The 11761-nt window shown below is 72.8% G+C and carries 8 protein-coding genes and 1 pseudogene; 4 read left to right on the top strand and 5 right to left on the bottom strand.

Translation table 11 applies throughout. The features are described 5' to 3' along the window. A partial coding sequence (locus tag ABT367_RS37910) for a phosphodiester glycosidase family protein (protein ID WP_352258093.1) occupies positions 1-2999 on the top strand: 2999 nt, incomplete at its 5' end. 70 nt (positions 3000-3069) lie between these two features. Here ABT367_RS37910 and ABT367_RS37905 read toward each other — a convergent pair. Then, the gene (locus ABT367_RS37905; protein ID WP_352258091.1) at positions 3070-3567 is read right to left on the bottom strand and encodes a peptidylprolyl isomerase; all 498 of its coding nucleotides are present in this window, start codon (positions 3565-3567) and stop codon (positions 3070-3072) included. A gap of 139 nt (positions 3568-3706) precedes the next feature. On the opposite strand from ABT367_RS37905, the gene ABT367_RS37900 reads away from it, so the two are divergent. Both ABT367_RS37900 and ABT367_RS37895 read left to right on the top strand, forming a co-directional pair. Continuing rightward, complete coding sequence (locus ABT367_RS37900; RefSeq protein WP_352258090.1) at positions 3707-4219, top strand: GNAT family N-acetyltransferase; 513 nt, start codon at positions 3707-3709, stop codon at positions 4217-4219. A 209-nt stretch (positions 4220-4428) separates the two neighbouring features. Further along, the gene (locus ABT367_RS37895; RefSeq protein ID WP_352258088.1) at positions 4429-7542 is read left to right on the top strand and encodes an AfsR/SARP family transcriptional regulator; all 3114 of its coding nucleotides are present in this window, start codon (positions 4429-4431) and stop codon (positions 7540-7542) included. 177 nt (positions 7543-7719) lie between these two features. Here the strand turns inward: ABT367_RS37895 and ABT367_RS37890 are convergent, their stop codons facing one another. Genes ABT367_RS37890 through ABT367_RS37880 form a run of 3 tightly spaced genes read right to left on the bottom strand, consistent with a single transcriptional unit; the run spans position 7720 to position 10324 of the window. Further along, positions 7720-8271 (bottom strand): GNAT family N-acetyltransferase, encoded by a 552-nt coding sequence (locus tag ABT367_RS37890; RefSeq protein ID WP_352258094.1) that lies wholly within the window; start codon positions 8269-8271, stop codon positions 7720-7722. A gap of 38 nt (positions 8272-8309) precedes the next feature. Further along, positions 8310-9767 carry an MFS transporter gene (locus ABT367_RS37885; protein WP_352258087.1) on the bottom strand — a complete coding sequence of 486 codons (1458 nt, stop codon included), beginning with the start codon at positions 9765-9767 and terminating at the stop codon, positions 8310-8312. After that, entirely contained in the window at positions 9764-10324 is a 561-nt protein-coding gene (locus ABT367_RS37880) for a helix-turn-helix domain-containing protein (RefSeq protein ID WP_352258086.1), read from the bottom strand. Before ABT367_RS37880 ends, ABT367_RS37885 begins: the two co-directional genes overlap by 4 nt. Before the next feature lie 131 nt (positions 10325-10455). On the opposite strand from ABT367_RS37880, the gene ABT367_RS37875 reads away from it, so the two are divergent. Next, on the top strand, positions 10456-11316 hold the full coding sequence (locus ABT367_RS37875; protein WP_352258084.1) for an Fpg/Nei family DNA glycosylase: 861 nt from the start codon (positions 10456-10458) through the stop codon (positions 11314-11316). Positions 11317-11371: 55 nt separating this feature from the next. On the opposite strand, the pseudogene ABT367_RS37870 reads toward ABT367_RS37875, so the two are convergent. Next, positions 11372-11761, bottom strand: a pseudogene (locus ABT367_RS37870) (hypothetical protein); the annotation flags it as partial.

Raw genomic sequence — 11761 nt, 5'->3', positions numbered from 1 at the left:
AGCTCGTGCAGTCGCCCGCGCCGGGCGCGCACCGCGCCGTGGGCATCGGGCCCGAGGATGCCGGGCGGGTCCTCGAGGTCTACTTCGAGGGGACGTTGACCGTCCCGCAGGGCGAGCACGCGCTCGCCGCGTACAACGCCGCGAACGTACCGGCCGGCGGCATCGGCGCGTACACCGACGCATGGGGTACGGCCGACCGGGCACTCACCGTCGACAAGGCGGCCCCCGTGGCCGAGGCACTCGTCGAGGACGGCAAGGTCGTCTCGGTGGGCGACCGCGTCGGCAGCGGACCGATCGCCCCGGACACCACCGTGCTCGTCGGGCGCGAGGCAGGCGCCGAGGTGCTCAAGGGTCTCCGGGCCGGGGACGCCGTGGGCATCGCGTACCGGCCGAGGACCGAGGGTGAAGTGCCGCGCACGGCCGTCGGCGGACGGGAACTCCTCGTCGTCGACGGCGTCGCCCAGAACCACGAGGGCCAGGGGAACAACACCGCCGCTCCGCGTACCGCCGTCGGCTTCTCCGCGGACGGCCGCCGGATGCACATCCTCACCGTGGACGGCCGCCAGGCGGACAGCGGCGGCGTCACCCTCACCGAGCTCGGCGTGATGATGAAACAGGCCGGAGCGCACAACGCCCTGAACCTCGACGGCGGCGGCTCCTCCACGCTCATCGCCCGCGAACCGGGCAGCGATGCGCTCCAGGTGGAGAACAGCCCCTCCGACGGCAGCGAACGCACCGTACCCAACGGCCTCGCGCTCACCGCGCCCGACGGCAGCGGCCGGCTCAAGGGCTACTGGGTCGAGACCCGTACGCCCGTACTCGCCGCACCGACCGCCGACCCGGTGCGCGGCGGCCACCCCGAGCGCGTCTTCCCCGGTCTCAGCCGAGAACTCACCGCCGCCGGGTACGACGAGACCTACGGGCCCGCCGCAGGCCGGCCGCACTGGCGGGCCGAGCGTGCGGACATCGGCCGCGTCTCGGACGACGGACTCTTCACCGCCCGCCGCAGCGGCACCACCGAGGTCCGCGCGAGCAGCGGATCCGCCCACGGCAGCACCGAGTTGACGGTCGTCGACGACCTCGCCCGTATCGAACCCACCACCCGCCGCGTCGGCCTCGCCGACGCCTCGGCGACCGGCACCTTCGGGCTCGTCGGGTATGACGCGCACGGCACCAGCGCGCCCATAGAGCCGCGCGACGTGCGGCTCGACTACGACCGGACGCAGTTCGAGATACGCGAGGACGGACGCGGAGCGTTCACCGTCAAGCCCCTGAGCGCCAAGGGCGCCGGCCAGATCAAGGCCACCGTCCAGGGCAAGGAGACCCTGCTCGTCGTCAGCGTCGGCCTCGACGAACAGCCCGTCGCCGGCTTCGACGACGCCGCGAACTGGACCTTCAGCCACGCCCGCGCCGCCGGGAAGGCCGAGCCGACGCCCGAGGGGCGGACCGGCACCGGCCTCAAGGTGACGTACGACTTCTCGCTCTCCACCGCCACCCGCGCCGCCTATCTGACCCCGCCCCAGCGCATCGCGGTCCCCGGCAGCCCGCAGTCGTTCAAGCTGTGGATCAAGGGCGACGGCAAGGGCGCCTGGCCCAGCCTGCACCTCAAGGACGGCGCCGGATCCGATCTGGTGCTGCGCGGCCCGTACGTCACCTGGACAGGCTGGCAGCAGGTCACCTTCACCGTGCCGCAGAGCACACCGATGCCGCTGTCGATGGTTCGCTTCTATCTCGCGGAGGCCACCGCGGCCAAGCAGTACACCGGCGAGGTCGTCATCGACGAGCTCACCGCCCAGGTCCCGCCCAGCGTCCAGGTGCCCGAACCGCCCACCGTGGCCGACGAGTTGATCGACTCGGCAGCCGGGACGGAGGGCCGTGACTGGCAGTTCGCGGTGATGTCCGACGCCCAGTTCGTGGCCCGTGAGCCCGGGAGCCCGATCGTCCAGCAGGCCCGCCGCACCCTGCGCGAGATCAAGGCGGCCCGGCCCGACTTCCTCGTCATCAACGGCGACCTCGTCGACGAGGGCACCCCCGCCGACCTCGCCTTCGCCCGGACGATCCTCACCGAGGAGCTCGGCGACACGGTGCCCTGGTACTACGTGCCCGGCAACCACGAGGTGATGGGCGGGAAGATCGACAACTTCACCGCCGAATTCGGCCCCGCCCAGCGCGTGTTCGACCACGAGGGCACCCGGTTCGTCACCCTCGACACCTCCAGCCTGTCCCTGCGCGGCGGCGGCTTCACCCAGATCAAGGCGCTGCGCGCCGCACTCGACCAGGCGGCGAAGGATCCCGCGGTCTCCTCGGTCGCGGTCATCCAGCACGTACCGCCGCGCGACCCGACCCCGCAGAAGGGCAGCCAGCTCGGCGACCGCAAGGAGGCCGCGCTGCTCGAACAGTGGCTCGCGGACTTCCGCCGTGCGTCGGGCAAGGGCGCCGCGTTCATCGGCAGCCACGTAGGGGTGTTCCATGCCGCGCACATCGACTCGGTGCCGTATCTGATCAACGGCAACTCCGGGAAGAACCCCGCGGGTCCCGCGGACAAGGGCGGCTTCACCGGCTGGTCCCTGGTCGGCGTCGACCGTGTGTCGCGGACCGAGCAGGCCGAGGCGCGGCAGCGGCCGTGGCAGGGCGGCCCCGACTGGATCTCGGTGCAGACCCGCGCGCACACGGATTCGCTCGCACTCACCGCACCGCAGACGCTCGCGCCCGGACAGAGCGGGGACGTCGAGGCGACGGTCACCCAGGGCAGCCGTCAGGTCCCGGTCGCCTTCCCGGTGAGCGCGGACTGGACCGGATCGCCGAACGTGTACATCGGCGACCCGGACGACGCCCGGCGCCGGCACGTCGCCGCGTACGACCCGGCCACGGGCGCACTCACCGCGCTACGGCCGGGCAGCGTGACTCTCGCGGTCACGGTGAACGGGGTGACGCAGCGGGCCGAGGTGCTCATCGCGAGCGCGGCCGACCTGCGGATCGCCGAGGCCGACGGGGCCTGACGCACCGGCCGGACACACCGGTGGCCCCGGTCCGAGCGTCGGACCGGGGCCACCGAGGGCTTATATGCGATCAGAGCACGCCGGAGTCGGCGACGGTGATCGAGGCGCGGGTGGTGCCGCTGCCCGAGCCGAGGGACTCGATCTTGCGGACGAGATTCATCGACTCGTCGTCGGCGACCTCGCCGAACACCACGTGCTTGCCGTCGAGCCACGGCGTCAGGACGGTGGTGACGAAGAACTGCGAGCCGTTGGTGTTCGGGCCGCGGTTGGCCATCGAGAGCAGGCCCGGACGGTCGTGCTTGAGCTGGAAGTTCTCGTCGGGGAACTCCTCGCCGTAGATGGACTTGCCACCGGTGCCGTTGCCGTTGGTGAAGTCACCGCCCTGGAGCATGAACTCGGGGATGACGCGGTGGAACGGGGAGCCCTTGTAGCCGAAGCCCTTCTCGCCGGTGCACAGCGCGCGGAAGTTCTCCGCAGTCTTCGGGACGACGTCATCGAAGAGGTTGAACGTGATCCGCCCGGCGGGGGCGTCGTCGATGCTGATGTCGAAGTAGACCTTGGTTGTCATGCGTCCCATCCTGACATCCCGCCGGGGGTGAGATGTCCACACCCCCGGAATCGTGTTCCCGCGCGTCACCTCTGACCTGGGCAAACGAGTTCGCGGCAGGCCGCGGCGCTGCGGTACCGTCGCGGTCGAGGAGGCACGCATGCAGCAGAGCACGACGGCGCGGATACGGCCGGGGCACGAGGGTGATCTCGAAGAGCTCACCCGGATCTACAACCACTACATCGTCGAGACGCCGATCACCTTCGACGTCGACCCGGTCACGGTCGACCATCGCCGCGACTGGCTGCTCGCCCACCCCGCGCAGGGCCCGCACCGGCTGCTCGTCGCGGAGGAGGACGGCAAGGTCGTCGGCTACGCGACCAGCAGCGCCTTCCGTCCCAAGCTCGCGTACCTCACGTCCGTCGAGACCAGCGTCTATCTCGCCCCCGAGTACGGCGGCCGCGGTCTCGGCAGCCGGCTGTACGGAGCCCTTTTCGAGGCCCTCGCCGAGGAGGACGTCCACCGCGCGTACGCGGGGATCACCGTCCCCAACGAGGCCTCCTTCAAGCTGCACGAACGCTTCGGCTTCAAGCCCGCCGGTACGCACCGCGAGGTGGGACGCAAGTTCGGGCGGTACTGGGACGTGGCGTGGTTCGAGAAGGCGATGCGCTGAGCGGTCCCCGTACCGCCGGCCCGCGGCTGCCGTCCCCCGATGCGGCAGCCGCGGGCGCTCTTGCGGCGGCCCCCGTGCTCGCCGCCGCAGTGCCCCCGTGCTCACCGTCGACAGTGCTCGACGGACCCTGAACAGACCTTGCAAGGATCTAGAATCCCCTGCGGGGAACGCCCCCGAGAGGGCGCGGCGCGGGACACAGGGGCTGGGCGATGGAGTTTCGACTGCTCGGCGGCATCGAGGCGGTGGCCGACGGCAGGCAGATGGACCTGGGGCCCGCACGGCAGCGGTCCGTGCTCGCGGCCCTGCTGATGGACGTGGGGCGCGCGGTACCGGTGGACCAGCTCGTCCAGCGGGTCTGGGCCGACGCTCCGCCGAAGCGCGCCAAGGACACGCTGTACAGCTATCTGTCCCGCCTGCGCCGCCTGCTGCCCTGCGCCATCGACCGCCTGGCGGGCGGCTATGTGCTGAACGCCGACCCGCAGGCCATCGATGTGCACCGCTTCCGGCGGCTGCTCGCGGCGGCGCGCGCCGAGGCCGACGACGCCATCGCGCTGGACGCGTACGAGGAAGCGCTCGGTCTCTGGCGCGGCGAGCCCGTCGCAGGAGCCGACACCCCCTGGTTCAACGCCACCCGGGAGGCCCTCGTCAGGGAGCGGCTCGCCGCGGATCTCGACTGCACCGACCTGCGGCTGCGGCTCGGCCGGCACGCCGAACTCCAGGCCGAGTTGTCCGCACGCTGTACCGCCCACCCGCTGGACGAGCGGATGGCCGCCCAGCACATGCTCGCGCTGTACCGCTGCGGACGGCAGGCGGACGCGCTCGCCCACTACCGCCGGGTGCGCCGGCTGCTGCGCGAGGAGCTCGGCATCGACCCCGGCGGCCGGCTCCAGGAACTGCACGAGGCGATCCTCGCCGGGGACACGGCCCTCACGACCCCGGTACAGCAGGCGGCGCCGCCTCCGGCGGAGGCGGCCGACTGGTCCGTGCAGTGCCAACTGCCGCTCGCGGTACGGGGGTTCGTCGGACGGGCCGCACTGGTGCGGCGCCTGGAGGAGCTGCTCACCACCCCTGCCGCGCGTCCGGTGGTCCTTTCGGGCTCGCCCGGCGTGGGCAAGACGGCCCTCGCCGTGCACCTGGGGCACCGTCTGCGGCCGGTGTTCCCCGACGGGCAGTGGTACGTGCGGCTCCTCGGCACCGGTGAACGGCCGCGCCAACCGTCCGAGGTGCTCGCCGCACTGCTGCGTGCCTCCGGGCAGGACCCCGCCGCGATCCCGGAGTCCGCGGAGGACCGCGCGGCGGCCTTCCGCAGCAGGACCGCCGACCGCCGTGTGCTCCTCGTGCTCGACGACGCCGCGGACGCCGAGCAGATCCGGCCGCTGCTGCCCGGTACCGCCGGAGTGGCGGTGCTGATCACCAGCCGTTTCGATCTGCGCGGCCTCATCGCCAGCCACGCGGCCCGCCCCGTACCGCTCGACGTCCTCGATCCCGGCGAGGCCCACCATCTGCTGACCGGCGCGCTCGGCGAGCAGCGGGTACGGGCCGAACCGGCGGCGGCCGAGCGGCTCGCCGACCTGTGTGCCCGGCTTCCCCTGGCCCTGCGCATCGCCTCCGCCAACCTGGCCGCACGGCCGGGACGTTCCCTGTCCGCGTACGCGGCCGAACTGGCCGAGGACGGACGTCTCGCCAAGCTGTCCATCGCGGGCGACCGTCAGGCCGCCGTGCGTACCGCCTTCGACCACTCGTACGCCACCCTTGCACCCCAGGCGGCCCGGCTCTTCGGTCTCCTCGGGCTGCACCCCGGAGCGGACTTCAGCGCGGAGGCGGCCGTCGCGCTCCTCGGACCGGTCCGCCCGTACGACACCGAGGAGCTCCTCGACCAGCTGGCGACGGCCGGGCTTGTCCAGCGCACCGCGGCCGACCGGTTCCAGTTCCACGATCTGCTGCGGCTCTACGCGGCCGAGCACGGCGCCGCCGACCCGGACCGTGCGGCGGCCTGGCAGCGGCTGTGCGACTGGTATCTGGCCACCGCCGACGCCGCGACCGCCTTCGACTACGCGGCGATGCTGCAACTGCCCCGGCAGCGCGCCGCATCCGGCCGCTTCGCCGACCGGCACGGTGCGACGGCCTGGCTCGACGAGGAGCGCGCCAATCTGGTCGCCCTCATCACCCGCGCCGCGAAGGAGGGGCCCGGTGCCACCGCCTGGCTGCTCGCCGACCAGCTGCGGATGTACTTCTACTACCGCCAGCACCACACCGACTGGCGGACGGCGGCAACGGCAGGTCTGCGGGCGGCCGTGGAGGCAGGCGATGTGCTGGCCGAGGCGGCGATGCGGCTCAGCCTGGGCTCACTGGCCCAGGACGCCGGGGACTTCACCGCGGCCCTCGGCCACTTCCATCTCGCGCGCCGGCGCTACCACGACGGCGGCTTCGCGCCCGGCGAGGCCGCGGTCCTGGCCAACCTCGGTGTCCAGCACGGGCTGCGCGGCGATGTGGCCGAGTGCGTCGACCATCTGCACCGCAGCATCGAGATATACCGAGGCCTCGAGATGCCCGCGCAGCTGTGCCCCGTACTGGACCTCGCGGGCCAGTCCCACACGTACCTGGGGAACTTGGAGCAGGCCGTCGCCTTCACCACCGAGGCGATCGCGACCTCGGCGGAGCACGAGCACGCGGTGGCCGGCATCGGTCCGCTCACCGGCCGCGCGGTGGCCCTGCACGGTCTCGGCCGGTACGAGGACGCACTGGCCGACGCCACCGAGGCCGTGCGCCTGTGCCGGGAGCACCGCAAGCAGCACAACGAGGCCGCCACGCACGAGATCCTGGCCCGTGTGCACCGCGACCGCGGACACCTCGGTCTCGCCCGTACGCACGCCGTCCGGGCACTTGAGATGTCGCGCGCCTTCGGATACACGGCCAAGGAGATCGACAGCCTGGTCACTTCGGGCAGCCTGGACCTGATGGCGGCGGACCCCGGGCGGGCGGGCCGTCATCTGGAGGAGGCGCTGCTCCTGAGCCGCCGCCGGAAGTACCGTCACCAGGAGGCCGACGCGCATATCGGCCTCGCCCGCGTCCACCTCGCCCAGGGCGACACCGCCATCGCGGCGGACCACGCCGAACTCGCCCTGACCGCGGCCGACGAGCTGCGGCTGCGCCCGGCCGAATGCCGCGCCCGCCTCGTACTCGCGGCCATCGCCCACGCCGACGGCGACCCCGCGGCCGCGGCCCACCATCTCGCCCACGCCGATCATCTGCGGGCACGGTCCGGCTACCACCCGCCGCCGTGGGAGACGCAGGCCTTGGCGCCGTCGGTCGTCTGCGACTAGCCGGCGATCGTCCGTGGTCAACTGCCGGTTGTCCGAAGCCAGTTGGCGGTCTTACGGGGCGCGGCAGCCGGTCGTTTGCGGCCAGGCGGCCGGTCAGCCGTTCGCGGCCAGTCGTCCGCAGCCGCTCGGCCGGTCAAGCGGACAGGTGGCCAGGTGGCCAGGTGGCCAGTCGGCCGGTCAGGCGGACGGCTGGGCGGAAAGCGTCTTGTGGAAGAAGGTCGACGGCATGAGTTTCCCGGAGGGGTCCGCCGCATAGTCCGGCACCGTCCCCGTCTCGGTCCACCCCTGTGCCCGGTACAGCCGATCCGCCGCACTGCCCGTCTCCGTGTCCAGGACCAGCAGCGTCAGACCGGCTCCGGCCGCGTACGCCTCGACCGTGGTGAGCAGGCGGCCCGCGAGACCGCGGCCGCGGGCGTGCGGCCCCACCATCAGCTTCACGACCTCGCCGCGGTGGCGGCCGTTGTCCTTGAGCACGGGCACACAGCCGACCGTGCCGTCGATCCGGCCGTCAGAGCGCGCGACCCAGACGAGCAGCCGGCCGTCCGCGACCTCGGCCGCAAGGCCGCGCCACCAACGGGCGGCCTCCTCGCGCCCGAAACCGGCGAGAAAGCCGAGTGAGGCGCCGCCCGCCACGGTCGCGGCGAGCAGCTCACCGAGTTCGTCGGCGCAAGTGTCCAGGGCGTCGGCGGACAGTCGCTCGACGGTTGTGGTCTGCGATGTCACGGACATCGAGGTCTGCGTCGTCGCGGGGGCCGAGGTCTGCGTGGTCACGGGGTGAGTTCCTTTCCTTGCGGCGGCGCGAGCGGCACCTGCGGCTGCGCGGGCGCCGTGGTCCGACGGCGATTCAGTACGGAGACCAGCAGACCGGCCGTGACGATCGCCGTGCAGGCGAGCGACGCGTGCCAGAACGCCCGGCGCATCCCGGCGAGATCCGCGGCGGGGCCCGAGGCGTGCAGATACAGGCCGGAGACCGCGCTGATGCAGACCGCGGCGGCCATCCGCTGCGACATCTGCAGCAGACCGCCGGCCACCCCGGCCGCCTCCGCGGGTGCGTGCCGCAGCACCTGGGCCTGGGTCGGAGCGACCGTGAAACCGGTCGCGGCACCGGCGCACAGCTGGCACACGGCGAGGACCCAGGGCAGCGGCCCGGCCGGTACGTACAGCGTCGAAAGCCCGCCCGAGAGCAGGGCCAGCGCGGAGAGCGCCAGACCGGAGGTGATCACGCGGTGCTCGCCGTACCGGCGCACCACACGCCAGGCGAAGGTCGAGGTGGCCCCCATGCCGAGCGCCTGCGGCAGCATCACCAGGGCCGCCGTCATCGCGGAGAGCCCGAGTTCGCCCTGGAGGAAGACGGCCAGGACCATGCCGCCGGCCAGCGAGGCGCCGAACTGCGCCATCGCCACCGTCGTACCGAGCGCGTACGGCGCGGAGCGGGTCAGCGCGGGATGGACCAGCGGGCGGCGGCCGGAGCGGGCCCGCCCCCGCTGCTGGAGCACCAGCGCCGCGGCGAGCGCGGTGGCGCCGGCTCCGTAGGCGAGGTACCCCGTGGACCGGATGAAGGGGAGCATGATCAGGACGGTCAGACCCGCGAACAGCGCCACCCCCGGCAGATCAAGTCCCGCCTCGGCGTTGCCCGGACGCGGCCGCGGCAGGAAGCGCACGGCGGCGACGAGCGTGGCCAGGGCGAAGGGCACATTGAGCAGCACCGCGAGCCGCCAGCCCGGCTCCGCCCCGGCCGCCGCGATCAGCGCACCGCCCACCGGCGGGCCCAGCGCCGTGGCCAGACCGGCCGTCACCGCGTACATCCCGAGCGCCCGGGCACGGGCCGCTCCCGTGAAGACGTCCTGGATGGTGCCGATCACCTGCGCGTTGACCAGACCGGCCCCCAGACCCTGGACGAGGCGGGCCGCGACGACAAGCCAGGCGTCCTGCGCGCAGCTGGACAGCACCCCCGCGACGGCGAACAGCGCCATCCCGGCGAGGAAGAACGGCTTGCGTCCGTGCACATCGCCGAGCCGCCCGCCGGGCACCAGCGCCACCCCGAACGCGAGGGAGTACCCGGCCACGATCCACTGCAGCTGGGAGGCGTCGGCGGACAGCGCGTCCCGCAGCGCGGGCACCGCGATGTTGAGCACCGACTGGTCGAGCAGAGAGGTGAATCCGGCCGCCAGACAGACGGCGAGCACCCGGCGCTCACGCGGCGAGAACCGCTCTATGCCGCTCATGGCAGCACCACGGCGATGACATAGCGCACGGGCTCGTCCGAAGTGCAGCGAAAGCGCGTGGGCCCCCACAGCCGGAAACGCAGACAGTCCCCGGTCCCCAGGCCGTACGTCTCGTTCTGGACGGTCACTTCCATGGCGCCGGCGAGCACCCAGATGTGCTGTTCCAGACCGGGCACCGGTGGGCCGTCGTAGGAGATGTCCGCACCGGGACGCAGCGTCCCCTCGACCAGCTCGCCCCGCAGGCCCGCGTGGGGCGGGGAGACGGAGCGCCGTACGAAGCCGGACTCGGTGTCGTTCCACACCGGCTGCTGTCCGGCCCGCACCAGCTGTGCCTGCTCGCCCTCGACCTCGGTGAGCAGTCGCGACATGGTGCGCTCGTACGCGGCGCACAGCCGGTTGAGCAGCGAGGTCGTCGGGCTGATCTCCCCGCGTTCCAGGCGCGACAGGGTGGACCGGCTGACACCGGAGCGCGTGGCCAACTCGTCCAGGGACCAGCCGCGTTCGGTCCGCAGTGCGGCCAGGCGCTGAGCCAGGCGTGCGTCGATGTCGTCTCCCATATCCGGGATCGTATCCCGGATATGGGAGACGCTGGCAAGAGCCACCAGGATGTCCGGCCAGTGGCGCAGGGATGTGGGGGAGCGGACCCGGAACGCACGCGCCTGTCAGTGCCCCGTGACAACCTGGACGCATGCCTGAACTCCCCGAGGTGGAGGCCCTCAGGGGCTTCCTGACCGAACATCTCGGCGACGCCCGTATCGCCCGCGTCCTGCCCGTGGCGATCAGCGTGCTCAAGACGTACGACCCGCCGCTGAGCGCCCTCGAAGGCCGCCCGGTCACCGCGATCGCGCGGCACGGAAAGTTCCTCGACCTCGATCTGGACGGACTGCACTTCATCACCCACCTGGCCCGCGCGGGCTGGCTGCAGTGGAAGGACCGGCTGCCCGACGGCCCGCCGAAGCCGGGCAAAGGCCCCCTCGCGCTGCGCGTCGCGCTCGACGACGGCCGGGGCTTCGACCTCACCGAGGCCGGCACACAGAAGCGCCTCGCGGCGTACGTGGTGCACGACCCGCAGGAGGTCCCGGGAGTCGCCCGGCTCGGACCCGACCCGCTCGCGGAGAGCTTCGACGAGGCCGCCTTCGCCGCGCTGCTCGAGGGCGAACGCCGCCGCATCAAGGGCGCCCTGCGCGACCAGAGCCTGATCGCGGGCATCGGCAACGCGTACAGCGACGAGATCCTGCACGTGGCCCGGATGTCCCCGTACAAGATCGCGGACAAGCTCACCGCCGACGAGCTGCACACGCTGTACGAGGCGATGCGCTCCACGCTCGCCGAGGCGGTGGAACGCTCGCAGGGAGTGGCCGCGGGGCGGCTCAAGTCGGAGAAGAAGAGCGGCCTTCGCGTGCACGGCAGGACCGGCGAGTCCTGCCCGGTCTGCGGGGACACCATCCGCGAGGTGTCCTTCCACGACTCCTCGCTCCAGTACTGCCCCACGTGCCAGACGGGCGGCAAACCGCTGGCGGACCGCCGGATGTCCCGGCTGCTCAAGTAGCACCGCGCCCGGCGGGACATGCACGCACCCTGCGTGCCGGCCGGACGAGCAGCCCCTAATCGGCGGGAATCGACAACAACCGCTCGCCGTCCAGCGTCCGGACCTCGAACCGCCGGATCTGGTCGGTCCGCAGCCCCGTACCGCCCTCGGCCAGCAGCGGCCGCTCATGACCGTCGCGGCCCGGGAAGCCGTAACCGCCCTGCGGAACCGACCAGCTGAGCACCGTCTGCTCCGCACCGCCCGGACCCACCGCCACCAGCTCGCAGCGGCGCGGTCCGTCGAGCCGGTCCATCCGCAGCGCCACCTGAGTGCCCCAGGTCTGCTCGTCCAGCGCCACGCTCGCCGTGAGCGCCCCCGCCCGGCCGTCGAACACCCGAGGACCGTCCTCCCACAGCAGCGCCGCGCCCGCCGGCAGCGCGACGAGCGCCGCCACCGCCGCGGCGAC

Origin of the sequence: Streptomyces mesophilus, assembly GCF_040300965.1 — a bacterium.
GTDB lineage: Bacteria > Actinomycetota > Actinomycetes > Streptomycetales > Streptomycetaceae > Streptomyces > Streptomyces mesophilus_A.
Note: the sequence above shows the minus strand (reverse complement) of the source record. Positions and strands in the feature narration are given on the sequence as shown.